Origin of the sequence: Rhodococcus sp. Leaf225 (assembly GCF_001426145.1) — a bacterium.
GTDB lineage: Bacteria > Actinomycetota > Actinomycetes > Mycobacteriales > Mycobacteriaceae > Rhodococcoides.
In genome coordinates this window covers 262,620-277,262 of record NZ_LMRN01000025.1, presented here as the reverse complement: position 1 = coordinate 277,262, position 14,643 = coordinate 262,620, and the positions used below count along the sequence as shown (strand labels likewise).

Annotated in this window: 15 protein-coding genes; 7 read left to right on the top strand and 8 right to left on the bottom strand. The window is 67.9% G+C overall.

All coding sequences use genetic code 11. The features are described from left to right. Window positions 1-23: 23 nt before the first annotated feature. The 7 genes from ASG69_RS19620 to ASG69_RS19590 all read right to left on the bottom strand — a co-directional run bounded on the left by ASG69_RS19620 (window position 24) and on the right by ASG69_RS19590 (window position 6,449). Window positions 24-1,151 (bottom strand): TDT family transporter, encoded by a 1,128-nt coding sequence (locus ASG69_RS19620; RefSeq protein WP_056443502.1) that lies wholly within the window; start codon window positions 1,149-1,151, stop codon window positions 24-26. A gap of 74 nt (window positions 1,152-1,225) precedes the next feature. After that, complete coding sequence (locus ASG69_RS19615) at window positions 1,226-2,113, bottom strand: LysR family transcriptional regulator (RefSeq protein WP_056443500.1); 888 nt, start codon at window positions 2,111-2,113, stop codon at window positions 1,226-1,228. Between the two features lie 36 nt (window positions 2,114-2,149). Continuing rightward, entirely contained in the window at window positions 2,150-2,431 is a 282-nt protein-coding gene (locus ASG69_RS19610; protein ID WP_056443497.1) for a hypothetical protein, read from the bottom strand. Between the two features lie 123 nt (window positions 2,432-2,554). Further along, a complete protein-coding gene (locus tag ASG69_RS19605; RefSeq protein ID WP_056443494.1) occupies window positions 2,555-2,839 on the bottom strand; it encodes a hypothetical protein in 285 nt (94 codons plus the stop codon). Window positions 2,840-2,926: 87 nt separating this feature from the next. Beyond that, a complete protein-coding gene (locus ASG69_RS19600; protein WP_056443491.1) occupies window positions 2,927-4,459 on the bottom strand; it encodes an AMP-binding protein in 1,533 nt (510 codons plus the stop codon). Window position 4,460: 1 nt separating this feature from the next. Then, entirely contained in the window at window positions 4,461-5,588 is a 1,128-nt protein-coding gene (locus tag ASG69_RS19595; protein ID WP_056443486.1) for a DUF5938 domain-containing protein, read from the bottom strand. A 57-nt stretch (window positions 5,589-5,645) separates the two neighbouring features. Next, window positions 5,646-6,449, bottom strand: a complete 804-nt coding sequence (locus ASG69_RS19590) for an SDR family NAD(P)-dependent oxidoreductase (protein WP_042574244.1) — start codon at window positions 6,447-6,449, stop codon at window positions 5,646-5,648. A gap of 150 nt (window positions 6,450-6,599) precedes the next feature. On the opposite strand from ASG69_RS19590, the gene ASG69_RS19585 reads away from it, so the two are divergent. The 4 genes from ASG69_RS19585 (at window position 6,600) to ASG69_RS19570 (ending at window position 9,457) form a co-directional block, all read left to right on the top strand. After that, the gene (locus ASG69_RS19585) at window positions 6,600-7,244 is read left to right on the top strand and encodes a TetR/AcrR family transcriptional regulator (RefSeq protein ID WP_027506507.1); all 645 of its coding nucleotides are present in this window, start codon (window positions 6,600-6,602) and stop codon (window positions 7,242-7,244) included. Then, window positions 7,222-8,433, top strand: a complete 1,212-nt coding sequence (locus ASG69_RS19580; protein ID WP_082544405.1) for an MFS transporter — start codon at window positions 7,222-7,224, stop codon at window positions 8,431-8,433. The genes ASG69_RS19585 and ASG69_RS19580 overlap by 23 nt, the downstream gene beginning before the upstream one ends. Further along, on the top strand, window positions 8,430-8,939 hold the full coding sequence (locus ASG69_RS19575) for a GNAT family N-acetyltransferase (RefSeq protein WP_056443483.1): 510 nt from the start codon (window positions 8,430-8,432) through the stop codon (window positions 8,937-8,939). Before ASG69_RS19580 ends, ASG69_RS19575 begins: the two co-directional genes overlap by 4 nt. Window positions 8,940-9,055: 116 nt before the next feature. Next, the gene (locus ASG69_RS19570) at window positions 9,056-9,457 is read left to right on the top strand and encodes an ASCH domain-containing protein (RefSeq protein ID WP_056443480.1); all 402 of its coding nucleotides are present in this window, start codon (window positions 9,056-9,058) and stop codon (window positions 9,455-9,457) included. Window positions 9,458-9,620: 163 nt separating this feature from the next. Here ASG69_RS19570 and ASG69_RS19565 read toward each other — a convergent pair whose 3' ends face one another. Continuing rightward, window positions 9,621-10,517 (bottom strand): hydroxymethylglutaryl-CoA lyase, encoded by an 897-nt coding sequence (locus ASG69_RS19565; protein WP_056443478.1) that lies wholly within the window; start codon window positions 10,515-10,517, stop codon window positions 9,621-9,623. 137 nt (window positions 10,518-10,654) lie between these two features. Between ASG69_RS19565 and ASG69_RS19560 the strand changes: the two genes are divergently transcribed. The 3 genes from ASG69_RS19560 to ASG69_RS19550 are packed head-to-tail and all read left to right on the top strand — an operon-like array spanning window position 10,655 to window position 14,615. Then, window positions 10,655-11,320 carry a GntR family transcriptional regulator gene (locus ASG69_RS19560; protein ID WP_027506512.1) on the top strand — a complete coding sequence of 222 codons (666 nt, stop codon included), beginning with the start codon at window positions 10,655-10,657 and terminating at the stop codon, window positions 11,318-11,320. Then, window positions 11,317-12,522, top strand: coding sequence for a CaiB/BaiF CoA transferase family protein (locus tag ASG69_RS19555; RefSeq protein WP_056443476.1), 1,206 nt, complete (start codon window positions 11,317-11,319; stop codon window positions 12,520-12,522). Before ASG69_RS19560 ends, ASG69_RS19555 begins: the two co-directional genes overlap by 4 nt. A 38-nt stretch (window positions 12,523-12,560) precedes the next feature. Continuing rightward, window positions 12,561-14,615, top strand: a complete 2,055-nt coding sequence (locus tag ASG69_RS19550; protein ID WP_056443473.1) for a hydantoinase/oxoprolinase family protein — start codon at window positions 12,561-12,563, stop codon at window positions 14,613-14,615. Window positions 14,616-14,643: the final 28 nt, after the last annotated feature.

The window sequence follows — 14,643 nt, the reverse complement described above, 5'->3', positions numbered from 1 at the left end:
CCCACTTCGCCGTCGTGCGACTCTCACGCCGGAAGAAACACCCGGCCGCGATACGCCTCGCGCACCGTCCTCGTCGCCACCGTCGTCCACGCCGTCACCAGCACGGCGAACAGCACGACCGCCAGTGCCTCGACGACGGACGACTCCAGCGCGCGCCCCAACGCCGCCGCGCCGGTCACGCACGTTCCGACGGGGAAGGTGAACGACCACCATGCCAACGAGAAGCGCAGTCCTCGGCGCGCCGCGTGCACGGTCAGCGCCGTGGCCAGGGCGAACATCATCGCTCCGAAGCCGCCCATCACCATTCCGAAGAGGATTCCCGCCGCACGCAGGACCACCGCCACCTCGCTCCGGTCACCGGTGAACACCATCGCCGCATCGGCACCCAGGAGGTTGGCCGCGGTGACGGACTGGCCGATGACGCCGAGAGTGATCCACATCGTCGGTGCAGCCTGGACCGGGAGGACGGCGCCGTGCAGCAGTCGACCGAGAACCGCGGTCGTCACCATCAGCCCGGTCACGAGTGCCAATCCGAACAGCGCGTAGCAGCCGACGAGCATCGCGAGCCGCCACTGCCCGTCGGCGATGTGCGGGAGGAGAAGTGCACCGGTGGATGCCGAGACCATCGGCGGCACCACGGGCATCAGCCATGCCGGGAGCGCGACCGTGTCGGCGCTGCGGCGGCGGGTGATCATCACGTACGGGACGACGACGCTGGTCGCGAGCCCCAGCGCGGTACCCACCGTCCAGAGGACGACGAAGATCGAGGTGGCCAGGCTCTGCCCGATGATGTCCACGCCGAGGAGGCTCGTGCCGGCACCGACGGTGAGCAGGGCCATGGGCGGCGCGCCGTAGAACTGCATCATGACCGGGTGGGCCGCGTGGGCCTGCGCGACGCGGCGGTGCGCGAGCCAGTGCGCGGCGAACAGGGTCGACACGACGACGAGGACAGTCGAGGCGAGCAGCCACATGACGACGGCTGCCATGTGGAGCACGACATTCTGCACGGGCAGCGTTGCTGCGGCAGTGGCGACGATTCCGGTCCCCATCACCGATGCGAACCAGTTCGGCGTGATGTGCTCGATCACGCTGCCTGGCGAGTCGAGATCGCGGAGCAGCCCGTGCGATGTCGCGGTCCGGAAGGTCGTCATGCCTTCACAGTGCGCCGGGACGGCGACGATCAGTAGTGGTCGTGCTCTTGTCACCCCACAACCGCTGTTTGTGGCTACTGCCGGGCAATGTCGAGGAAGTCGCGACGTGGACCGCGCAGTGCTGCAGACAGGCTCCAGACCGCGCGCAGCTCACGCGTCATCGAAAGACCGGGAACGTCGATGCGCACCAACGCGCCACTCCGCAGCTCCCCCTCCACCGCGAGGGACGACACCACCGCCGGCGCATTCGCCGATATGGCAGCAGACTTGACAGCGGTGACGGAGTTGAGCTCGATGAGCGGCGGAACCGTCGGGCGGACGGCGCTCTCGTACGTGGTGCGGGTTCCCGACCCCGGCTCCCGTTGCACCAGAGCCGTCGTCTGCAGCAGCTCCATCGACGCCGCACGTCTGGTCGCCCACGGGTGGGACGGTCCCGTGACGATGATCAACTCGTCGTGCGCGACGACGGCGACCCCGAGCCCGGCCGGCACGTCGGGCCCTTCGACGAAGCCGATGTCCGCGCGCCCGTCCAGCACCTGCTCGGCGACCTCCGCCGAGTTCATCAGTCGCATCTGCACCTGGACGTCGGGCGACTGTCTGCGCATCGACAGCATCCACGCCGGCACGAGGTGCTCGGCGACGGTCATACTCGCGGCGATGGTGAGCGTCGCATTGCCCTCGCGCAGAAGCGATGTCACTCCTGTCGCGAACTTCTCGGCCGAGTCGAGGATGCCGCCCGCCCACTCCATGACCGCGACGCCCTCGGGGGTCAGGGCGACACCGCTCGTCCCGCGATCGAAGATGCGAACACCGATGTCCCGTTCCGCCGCACGCACTCGCGCGCTGACCGCCTGCTGACTCAACCCGTGTTCGCGGCCCGCTGCCGTCATGCTGCCCAACCGGGCGACGGACACCATCACATCGAGGGCTCCGAGGTCCGGTACCCGCGGCGACAGTGGCATCCGCCCACCGTAACGACTGAGCCGGTGGGCTCGGGCTCAGCTACCGAAGCCTGCGCGGATACCGACGAGCTGGTACGTGCCGAAGGCGAAGCCGGGAGCACAGTTCACGAGGATGATGTCGCCTCGTTCGCGGTACTCCGCCGCCGTCTCCTGGCAATTCTTCGCAGGCGGGAAGTAGAACTCGCCGAAGGTCTGAAAGTAGAGCGGGCCGATCGACGGTGCTGCGGACGCCGTTGCCCCGCCGGACAACACGATCGCGGCGGCTCCGGCGCCTGCCACGGTGGCACCGACGAGTGAACGGGTGATTCGACGAGACATGGTGGACCTCCTGGTTGGACGTACCGTTCGGTCCGTTTACGGTAGACCCGGTCTCCCGCCGTGTACAGAGGTCGAGCTGCGTGCCGCTTCCCGCGGGAACTCGTCGATCGAGTTCGCCGGCGATCAGCTCCCGAAGAGATCCGTGCGGATTCCGACGAGCTGATAGCCGGGGTACGCGAGATTGACGGCGCAGTCGACGAGGATGATGTCGCCCCGTTCGCGATACCGTGCCGCCGTGTTCTGGCAGTTCTCACTCGCAGGAATGACGAGCACGCCGAACGATTGCCAGTAGATGGGTCCCTGAGCGGGTGCCGCCGACGCCGTCGCACCGCCCGACAGCGCGATGGCGACCGCTCCGGCGCCGACGGCCGTGGCGCCGACGAGTGCGCGGGTGATTCGACGAGACATGATGGACCTCCTGGCTAGGCGTACCGATCGGTCCGTTCACGGTAGGCCCGGCCGTCCGCCGTGTACAGAGGTCGAGCGACCCACCCACTACATCGTCATGGTGTACCTGACCTCGTTCTTCAGGATCTTTCCGACCTTCGACCGGGGCAGAAGATCCCAGACCTCGATGTTCTTTGGTGCCTTCACACTGCCGATGCGTTCTTTGACGAAGGCGATCAATGCGGCGGGATCCACCTCCTGCCCGGCGCGCAGTTCGACCGCGGCCACCACCCGTTCTCCCCATTTCTCGTCGGGAAGTCCCACCACGGCCGACTCCTTGACCGCGGGATGCGCGAGCAGTGCCTGCTCCACCTCGGCCGAGTAGACGTTGAATCCGCCCGTGATGATCATGTCCTTGGCACGGTCGACGACGAAGAGGAACCCGTCGTCGTCGAGGTACCCGATGTCGCCCGTGTGGTGCCAACCGTGAGCGCCCACCTCTGCCGTCGCCGCCGGATTGTCGTGATAGCCGTCCATGACCAGGGGACCGCGCACGACGATCTCGCCACGCTCACCGGTGCCGACGAGGTCGCCCTTCTCGGTCATGATCGCGACCGTGGTCAAGGGTGTCGGACGACCGGCCGAGGTGAGCCGTTCCGTCGCCACCGTGCCGTCCGGACGAAAGTGGTCCGCCGGCGCCAGGGTGGCGATCATGTTGGGCGCCTCGGTCTGTCCGAACAGCTGCCCCAGCACGGGCCCGATGCGCGTGAGCGCTTCCTCGAGCCGCGTCGGCGACATCGGCGCCGCCCCGTACCAGAGGCAGCGGAGAGACGACAGCTCCCGATGATCCAGATCCGGGTGGTCGAGCACGCCGTAGATCACCGTCGGAGGCAGGAACGCATGGGTGATGCGGTGCCGTTCGATCAGCGCCAGGAACTCCCCGATGTCGGGGGCCGCCATGATGACCACCTCGCCGCCGAGACTCAGGATCGGGAACGTCAGCACACCGGCGGAGTGTGTGAGCGGCGCCAGCGCGAGATACCGCGGACGCACACCGAAGGGATAGCTCATCAGCGCGAGCGCCGTCGAGGTCATCATGTTGTCCTCGGTCAGCCGCACCCCTTTCGGCTTTCCCGTGGTGCCGCCCGTTCCCGCCAGCATCGCGAGCCCGCGCGGCGGCCGCCTGTCCGCGTCGAGCTCGCCGCGGTGTTCGGCGAGCCACGACTCGAACGGGATCGACCACTCCGTGTCACCGTCGAGGCAGACCAGTCGCACGAGGTGCGGCAGATCGCCTCGGATCCGGTCGACCAGATCGGTGAATCGGCTCTGGAAGAACAGAGTTCGGCATCCGAAGAGATCGAACAGCTGGCGGTTCTCGTCGGCCTCGTTCCGCGGATTCACCGGGCACCACACCGCGCCGGCGCGCGAGATGCCGAACACGCACGTCAGCGCCAGCGGATCGTTACCGGACAGGACGGCGACGCGATCGCCGGCCTCGACACCGTCGTGTTGCAGCGCCGCGGCGATCTCGACCGACCGGTCGTACACCTCACCGTAGGTGGAGGTGTCACCCCCGGCCGTGAGGCACGGTGCCCCACGGCCGAGCGAGACGCCCTTGTCCAGGTAGTCGGAGAGTCGCATCTCAGCGGTGCACGGAGACGATCGGGTCCAGGACCAGACCGAACGCCCGCAGCGTGCCGAGCAACTCGCGATGACCGAACGCCTCACAGCTGGAGGCGAATCCGACCTTGCGCGGAGCTCCCTGCAGGAGTGCGGCAGCCCCGTGTGCGTTGAGCAGCGCGGTCTGCTTGTAGTTGCAGTTGCCGTGGATGACGCAGTGTGCGCGGCCCAGCGGACCCGATGCGTACACCGAGTCCAGCGAGGTGTTCAGGCGCGGATTCTCCCGGGGCGGCATCTCGCTGCGGATCGCGGACGACTGTTCGTCGATGATGCGGTACTTCTCCTCGTCGGACTTGCCCTCCATCTGTTCGAGCGCGGCGGCCACCAACAGCGGAACCGCCTTCATCAGAGGCGGATTGAAGACACCGCCGAGAGCCTTCGCGGTGGTGACCCGCGGGTCGTTCTTGAACCAGACCGGGTGCGACGTGCCGCCCCACGGCAACGCCAGGCCGAGATCGTGCTGACCGGGAACGCTCACGGTGTAGAGCCCGGCGTCGGCGGGCCACTCGACGTACTCGTTCTCCTCCAGGTAGTAGGCCTTGGAGAATGCGGCGTTGGTGAGAATGGTGTTGGTCGACGCCACCGTCGGATGGCCCTTCCAGAACACCTGGATGTCGAGGCTGTTCAGACCGGGGTTCTCGAGGCAGATGTTGGCCGCGATCTCACCGATGGAATACATCTGCGCCAGGCCGGGCGTGAGAACGAGTCCCTGCGAGGCGAAGTCGGCGCTGTACTGCGCCTCGGCGTCGATCATCCAGTTCTGCTCGCCGTTGGTGTCGGTGTAGTGCGCACCGATGGCCAGGCAGGCCTGCGCCACCTCGTGGCCGTAGCGGGCGAACGGTCCCACGGTGTTGAGGACCACGGTCGCGCCGCGGAAGGCCTCGGTCAGCGCCTCCACGGTGTGCTCGACCTCGACGATCTCGTGCTCGACGGTATCGATACCCGGCACGGCACTCACGGCATCCTTCAGGCGGGCGTGATCGCGGCCGGCGGCCAGGAAGGGAATGTTGTACTCGCGCAGGTACTCACAGATGAGGCGACCCGTGTAGCCGGACGCTCCGTAGACGACGACGCGCTTGTCAGTGGGCATGGTTGATCTCCTGGTTCGAAGTGGGGTGGTCGAGAGCCGTGCTGGTGGGGCGGCAGGTCACATGCCCATGCCGCCGTCGACGGGGAGCCCCGCGCCGGTGATGAACTTCGCGGCGTCGGACGACAGGAACACCACGGCGTCCGCCATGTCGTCGACCTGGCCGAGTCGACCGAGGGGCGTCAGTTCCACGACGGTCTGCACTGCCGCCTCGACGGACGGGAACAGGCCGAGTTCCGCGGTGTCGACCGCGAGCTTGTTGCCCATCGCGGTCGGGGTCAGTGCCGGATAGATGCAGTTGACGCGCACGCCGTAGCCGAGCTTTCCCGATTCGGCGGCCGCGACCCGGGTCAGTCGGTCAATGCCCGATTTCGTGGCGGAGTAGAGGCTGATTCCGGGGAACGCGATGGTGGCGGCGACCGAGGCGATGTTGACCACCGATCCTCCCTTACCGGCCTTGCCACCGGGGCGCATCGCGCGGAATGCGTGCTTCACGCCGAGTGCGGTGCCGATGACGTTGACCTGCAGCATCGCGGACGCCGCCTCGGCGTCGAGATCGGCGATGAGACTGGTGACCTCGATACCCGCGTTGTTGACGACGATGTCGAGGCCGCCCAGTGCGCCGATGGTCGACTCGACCGCCGCCTCCCAGGCCGCGTCGTCCGTGACGTCGAGCTGGACGAACTCCGCTTTCGCTCCTGTGGCCCGCAGCGCCTCGACCGTCTCCTGACCACCCGCGGCATTGATGTCGGCGATGGCGACGGACGCTCCTGCCGCCGCGAGAGCCTGCGCCATTCCCGCGCCGAGACCCTGCGCACCGCCTGTGACCAGTGCCGTTCGTCCGGTCAGGTCGTAACTCGTCATGTCCGCTCTCCTTGTTCGAAGCGTTCTTCGCGTGGGATCACATCCGCTGTTCGATGTGATGCAGGCAACACTAGGGACAAGTCTTGACAGTCGTCAAGAAAAATCTTGACGACTGTCAAGAGTTCGTCGATGCGGCGGTATGCTTTCCGGGTGACCCAGACCACCGACCCCCGACTTCGCGTCGAGGAGCGCTCTCGAGACAAGTTCGAGGCGCGTCGCAGCGAGCTCGCACTGGCGACTCTCGCGACGTTGGCGGAACTCGGTTACGCCCGCACCAGCCTCCGCGAGATCGCTCAGAACTCCGAGTACTCGCACGGCGTCCTGCACTACTACTTCTCCAACAAGCTCGATCTCATCGCGCATGCCGTGCGGCAGTACGAGGAGATCTGTGTGACGCGGTACGACGACGTCGTCGCCGGGGCCGAGTCCGCGGAGCAGCTGCGACGCTCGTTCACCGAGACCTTCTTCGGCACTCTGCTCGCCGACGCGGCGATCCACCGCCTCTGGTACGACCTGCGCAATCAGAGCCTGTTCGATTCCTCCTTCCGTGCCGACGTCCTCGAGATCGAGTCCCGGCGCGAGGAGATGATCTGGCGCGTCGTCGCCCGGTACTGCGAACTCGTCGGAGCGGCGCCTGTTCTCACGCCGGCCACCGCCTACATCACCATCGACGGCATCTTCCAGCGCGCCCTGCTGAACCAGATCGCCGAGCGCCACCCCGACGTCGACGAGGGCCGGGCTCAACTCGACGCTGTCTTCGACATGGTGACCGGTGGCGTACCCTCCTCCCACTGACGACCGCGCCGCGGATCCGCTCGGCTATCTCGGCATCGTCCGATTACCCGGTGCCGCACGCGCTTTCCTCCCCGCACTGCTCGGCCGCCTGGCCTTCGCGATGGTCGGACTGGTCATCCTGTTGGCGGTGCAGCGTGCCACCGGATCGTTCGCGGTCGCGGGTTCCGCGACGGGTGCGTTCGGTGTCGCCAATGTGGTGGCGTCACCGTATCGGGCACGTCTCGTCGACCGCATCGGTCAGCGGCGAGCCCTCGTCTCGATGGCCGTCGGATTCGCTACGGCCCTGGGCACTCTGGCCGTTCTGACGTACGTCGATGCCCCGGCCTGGTCCCTGGTGCTCGGCAGTCTGGTCACCGGATTCTTCCCTCCCCCACTCGGTGCCTCGATGCGTGTCGTCTGGAGCTCGCTGACGCCGCCGGGGCCGACCCGCACCCGCGCCTACAGTCTCGATGCCGTGAGCGAGGAGTCGATGTTCACCATCGGTCCCCTCCTCGGCGCCACCCTCGTCCCCGCCCTGTCCCCGTCGATCGCACTCGCCGCCACGGGATGCGTCGCCGTCGTCGGCACGGTCGGCATGACCACCAGCCGGCACTCGCGCGGACACGGCCCGCGCACGACAGGGACCACTCCCTCGTCGCGCCCACTCCGCCGGCCCGGCTTCGTCGGTGTCCTGACAGCGATGGCAGGGGTCGGGGCCGTCCTGGGAACCGTGGAGATCGCCGCCACAGCCTTCGCCGCGAAGCAGGGAGCCATCGGATCGGCCGGAACGCTTCTCGCGGCGCTCGGAGCCGGAAGTGTCTGCGGTGGACTGCTGTACGGGCGCCAGAGCTGGGCCGGCTCGCTGACCCGTCGACTTCTGTTGACGGTCCTGATGATGGCCGTCCTCACCTCCCTGCTGTCGCTGGTCTCGACCACGGTGCCGCTGCATGTCGGACTGTTCCTGCTGGGCTTCTGCATCGCACCCGCCCTGGTGACGGGGTACCTGCTGTCCGATCACCTCACCACCGCGGACGTGCGCACCGAGGCGTCGAGCTGGATCAACACCGCGGTGAACGCGGGCGCTGCTCTCGCCTCCGCGGGTATCGGCGTGGTGGTCGACTCCCGTTCTCCCGGTACAGGATTTCTGGTCGGTGGCGCCGCGGCGGCTCTCCTCCTCGTCCTGGCAGCGGTCACGAGGCCGCGCTCGTGACCATCGTCGCCGTCACCGCGCGGCTCACGCTGCGCACTTATTCCCCGGACGACGAGCACCGGCTCGACTTCTACACCGATCCCGAGGTCTGCCGGTACCTCATGCACGAGCCGTGGACGGCGGAGGACGCACGGATCGCAGTGCAGAGACGGTGCGAGCGAACGAGTCTCGACACGGGGGCATTGAATGCTCTGGTCGAGCTGAACGGCCGGGTGATCGGCACTGTCTCCGCGTGGTTCGTCGCCGAGGACACTGTCGAACTCGGGTGGACCTTCGCGCGCGACGTCTCCGGCCACGGCTACGCCACCGAAGCGGTGCTGGCAGTGCTCGACGAGGTACTCGCTCTGGACCGGGTCCGGCGCGTTACCGCCGAGATGGACGCGCGCAACGCAGCCTCCGCACGTCTCGCCCAGCGCGTGGGACTGCGCGACGAGGAACTGCGCCTGCAGGACTGCTGGTGCAAGGGTGAGTGGACGGACACGCTCGTGTACTCGCTGAGCCGTTGACCTCGACCGGCCTCCGGCCTTCCCGCTGACCGCACAGGTTCTCGTAAGTGTTGCAGCATCCGCAGCAACCGGGAACGTCCGCGGGAACCCCGACCCGCGTGCGCCATACTCGAGGAATGGCCGACATCGACTCTCTCCCCGTGGCCGAGTTCGCCTTCCCCGGGCCGCTGCGCGATACCCTCGTGTCGGCGATCGGCGCAGGCCGCAAGACGGCGACCACCTCACTGCGGGTGGAGTACGAGAACGAGCCGCTGCCCCGAGTGGGCGAGCGTCACAGAGTGATCGACTCCGGCGGCGCCACTGCCTGCGTCATCGAGATCACCGACGTACGCGTCAGCGCTCTCGGCGACGTCGACGATACGCACGCCGTCGCGGAGGGTGAGGGTCACGCCGACGTCGCCGCATGGCGTGCCGGGCACGAACGGTTCTGGCGATCCGACGAGATGGCGGACACGCTGGCCGGCCTCACCATCGACGACTCGACTCTCGTGGTCCTCGAACGGTTCCGGGTCGTCTGAGCCTCCGGCCTTCCCGCTGAGAAACGGCCGGCCTCCGGCCTTCCCGAGTCACGGCCGGCCTCCGGCCTTCCCGCTTGCCTTTCGTGTTCCCGTAGGCGTTGCATCTACCGCGGGAACACGAAACGCCCGCGGGAACACGAGTCACGGCCGTCTTTCCCGCAGGTCACCGCGGAGGAAAGCCACCCGCACGCCCGAGGAACCCCGGCACGTCCTTGCCCAGCGCCGAGCCGAGCCAGGTCGCGGCGTCGACCAGCACGTCCATGCTCACTCCCGTCTCGACGCCGGAGCGGTCGAGCGCGTAGATCAGGTCCTCGGACGCGATGTTCCCGGTGGCGGCGGGTGCGAACGGGCACCCACCGAAGCCGCCGATGCTGGCGTCGAGGGCCTGCGCCCCCATCTCCAGTGCGGTCAGCGCGTTGGCGTAACCGGTGTTGCGCGTGTTGTGGAAGTGCCAGCGCTGCGGGATGTTCGGAGCGTTCCGGGTGGCGAGCTCCGCCAGGCGACGCACCTGCGCGGGTACTCCCACGCCGATGGTGTCGGCGAGGGCGATCTCGGCCGGTGCGCATTCGGCGATCCGTGCGACGAGTTCGCCGACTCGCACCGGATCCACCTCACCGCTGAACGGGCACCCGAACGATGCGGCGATGGTGACCGTGCCCGGCACCCCCGCAGTACGCGCATCCGTGATGATGTCGTGCGCCGCCGCCACCGCCTCGTCGACGGAGCACCCCTGGTTGCGCCTGCTGAACTCCTCCGTCGCGACGACCACGACGTTGACCTCGTCGACGCCGGCCGCCAGCGCGCGGTCGAGTCCACGTCGGTTGAGCACCAACCCGATGTACGAGACGGAGCCGTCACGCGGGACGCCTGCCATGACCTCCTCGGCGCCGGCCATCTGCGGCACCCGCTTCGGGTTCACGAAGCTCACCGCCTCGATGCGCGTGGCACCCGAGGCGACGCTGCGCGTGATCAGTTCGATCTTGTCGTCGACGGAGAGGACAGCGTCCTCGTTCTGCAGTCCGTCACGGGGACCCACCTCGACAAGTTGCACCGCAGTCATAGGCCCATCTTGCGCCGACACCCCGTTGTATGCAATAGCTGATCGGAAACGAGAATTTAACGCCGATTACCGGGACACGCCATCGTCATGGGCCTACATTGTGAACAATTCACCACCGACCACAGGGAGTCGCATCCATGGCGAGGGCCGTCGACCGCGTCTACGCGCACATCCGCGACAGCATCGTGTCCGGGACGTATGCGCCCGGTGCACGTCTCGGAGAGGTCGAGATCGCCGAACTCACCGAGACCAGCCGGACACCGGTGCGTGAGGCGCTGCGACAGCTCGAGATGGAGGGACTCGTCGAGGTTCTGCCGCATCGCGGGGCTCGGGTGTACCAGTGGACGGCGGACGACCTCGAGGAGATCTACGACCTGAGGATGACGCTCGAGGCCATGGCCGCGGCACGGGCGGCCTCACGTATCGGCGAGAAGGACATCGACCGACTCGCCGAGCTGTGCGACCTCATGGAAACCGCGGCCGGGGAGGGAGCAGATCAACGCCTGGACCTGATGGCGCAGCTCAACGACGAGTTCCACGCCATCGTGCGCACTGCCGCGGCCAGCACCCGCCTCATCTCGATGCTCGGAGCGGTGATCCAGCTGCCGTTGGTGATGCGCACCTTCCATCGCTATGCCCCCGTCGATCTCGCACGCAGTCACGCCCACCATCGCGACCTGGTCGCGGCTCTGCGCGCCGGCGACGAGACGTGGGCGGACTCGGTGATGCGCGCCCACGTCCGCGCCGCCAAACATGTTCTGCTCCAAGCCCTCACGACCGACGAGACGAAGGAGTCCTCATGAGCGAGGCCCCCACCGGCCCACTGTCCGATCTGCGTGTCGTGGAGATGGGTCAGCTTCTCGCCGGCCCCTTCTGCGGACAGTTGCTGGCCGACTTCGGCGCCGAGGTGATCAAACTCGAGCCGCCCGGCACCGGCGATCCGATGCGCCAGTGGGGTCGGGAGAAGCCGCACGGCAAGTCCCTGTGGTGGCCCGTCGTCGCGCGCGGCAAAAAGTCCGTGACCTGCAACCTGCGCAGCGCCGAGGGTCAGGACCTCGCCCGCCGGATCATCGCGGACGCCGACATCGTGGTGGAGAACTTCCGCCCCGGCACGATGGAGCGTTGGGGCCTCGGGTTCGACGCACTCCGGGAGATCAATCCGCGCCTCATCATGGCCAGGGTCACCGGGTACGGCCAGAACGGCCCCTACGCACCGCGGGCGGGCTTCGGGTCCATCGGCGAGGCCATGGGCGGAATCCGCTACGTCACCGGCAATCCCGAGATGCCGCCGTCTCGTACCGGCATCTCCCTCGGTGATTCACTCGCAGCCGTGTTCGCCACGATCGGCGTCCTCACCGCGCTGCATCACCGGGAGAACACCGGACGGGGGCAGCTCGTCGACTCGGCCATCTACGAAGCGGTGCTCGCCATGATGGAATCCCTGCTGCCCGAGTGGGAGATCGGCGGGTACCAGCGTGAGCGGACCGGCTCCGTGCTGCCGAACATCGCGCCCAGCAACGTCTATCCCACCCTGGGCGGCGAGATGATCCTCGTCGCGGCCAACCAGGATTCGGTGTTCGGCCGATTGGTCACCGCGATGGACCGGACCGACCTGATCGAGGACGCCCGCTACCGCGACCACGAGGCGCGCGGGAAGAACATGACCGAGCTCGACGACATCGTCGGGGCCTGGACGTCCGCCCTCGACACCGACACCGTGCTCGACCTCCTGCACGAGGCGGGCGTTCCCGCCGGTCGCATCTACACAGCGCGGGACATGTTCGACGATCCGCACTTCGCCGCGCGCGAGGCCATCGTGCGTCTGGCGCACCCGGACTTCGGCGAGATCCCCATGGCGAACGTCGCACCGAAGCTCAGCGACAGTCCCGGCTCGGTCCGGCACGCCGGACCCGAACTGGGAGAACACAACTCCGACATCTACGGACGACTCCTCGGAGTCACGGAATCCGACCGGGCGGCGCTCGCGGAGCGCGGCATCATCTGACCTTCGCTCCTCTCACCCTCACAGCACGGGAGAACACCATGCGTTATCGACTCGGCGTCGACGTCGGCGGCACCTTCACCGACGTCTTGCTTCTCGAGGAGACGACCGGCACCACCTTCAGAGCCAAGACACCGTCCACCCCTGCGGACCAGTCGATCGGTGTGCTCAACGGCATCGCGAAGGTCTGCGCGGAGGCCGAGATCGAGCCGTCGGAGATCGGGCAGGTTCTGCACGGCACCACGGTCGCGACCAACGCCATCCTGCAGGGACGTGGTGCGCGCGTCGGGCTCGTCACCACGGACGGGTTTCGCCAGGTGCTGCAGATCGCGCGCTCCTTCGTCCCGGGCGGGCTCGCGGGGTGGATCATCTGGCCCAAGCCGGAACCGCTCGCGGCGCTCGAGAACACCGTCGAGGTGGTCGGGCGACTGGCTGCCGACGGGTCGGAGATCACTCCTCTCGACGAGGAGCAGGCCCGCGCGCAACTGCGTCGACTGGCCGGTGCGGGCATCGAGGCGCTGACCATCTCGTTGATCAACTCGTATGCGAACGACGCGCACGAGAAGCAGGTCGCGGCCTGGGCGGAGAGCGAACTGCCAGGCATTCCGGTCTCCATCTCGAGCCAGGTGCTTCCCGAGATGCGCGAGTACGAACGCACTCTGACGACGGTGGCCAACAGCTACGTGCAGCCGGAGGTCTCTAGCTACGTGCGGAACCTCGACCGGTCGCTGCAGGAGAAGGGCATCACGGCGCCGCTGTCGATCCTGCGCAGTGACGGTGGCCTGGTGCAGTCGGCCAAGGCGGCCGAGTCACCGGTGTCCCTGCTGCTGTCGGGCCCGGCGGGAGGCGTCGCCGGCGCGGTGCGGTTCGCCGAGCAGGCCGGCTACTCCGACTTCCTGACCTTCGACATGGGCGGCACGTCGACGGACGTCGCACTGGTCCTCGGCGGTGAGCCGCGGATCGGTCGTGAGACCAAGGTCGGCGACCTCGCTGTGCGCGCCACCAGTGTGGACGTCCGGACGGTCGGTGCCGGCGGCGGGTCGATCGCCCATGTCCCCGAGCTCACGAAGGCGCTGCGGGTGGGTCCGCAATCCGCGGGAGCCGACCCCGGACCCGCGGCCTACGGCAACGGCGGCACGGAGCCGACGGTGACCGACGCCAACGTCGTGCTGGGGTACCTGCCTGCCGCCCTCGCGGGCGGTGAGGTGAGCCTCGACGTCGACGCGAGCAGGACGGCAGTGGCGACCATCGCCGACGCCATCGGGCTCGGCAGTCCCGAGGAAGCGGCGTCGGGCATCGTCGACATCGTCAACGAGAACATGTTCGGCGCACTCCGACTGGTGAGCGTGCAGCAAGGCTACGACCCCCGCGACTTCGCACTGGTGTCGTTCGGTGGCGCAGGTCCGCTGCACGCCAACGCACTCGGGCGTCTCACCGGCGCGTGGCCTGTCATCGTCCCGCCGTCGCCCGGCGTCCTCTGCGCCTACGGAGACGCCACCACCTGCGTCCGCGACGAGAGCGCTCGCACGATGATCCGTGCGTTCTCCGACACCGACGACGCCGAGCTGCGCACCGCCCTGGCGGAACTCGCGACGTCCGCGGCCGCACGACTGTCGGCCGAGGGCGTGCCCGCGGATCAGCAGACGGCGAAGTACCAGGTGGATCTCCGGTACCAGGGCCAGGGCTTCGAGATCCCCGTGGATCTCGACGCGAGCGCACTCGAGTCCGGCGATCTGCTGTCCACTCTGGGAACGGCATTCGACACCGAGCACGAGCGTCTCTTCTCGTTCCTGTTGAAGAACGAACGCGAGGTCATCAACCTGCGCGTCACGGTCAGCGGGCCGCGACCGGACGTGGCCTTCCAGCCGCTCGAGGAGGGCGGTGCGGATCCGTCGGCCGCACTGGTGTCCACGAACGACGTGTGGATGGACGGCGAGTACGCGAAGGCCGGCATCTACGACCGGGCGAAGTTGCTGGCAGGCAACGTCGTCGAGGGACCCGCCGTGATCACCGAGATGGACTCGACCACGTTGGTCCTCTCCGGTCACGCCGCGACGGTCCATTCCAGCGCCAGCCTTCTCATCGCTCCCCGCTGATCCCCTCTCGCCCGGAACTCATCTCAGG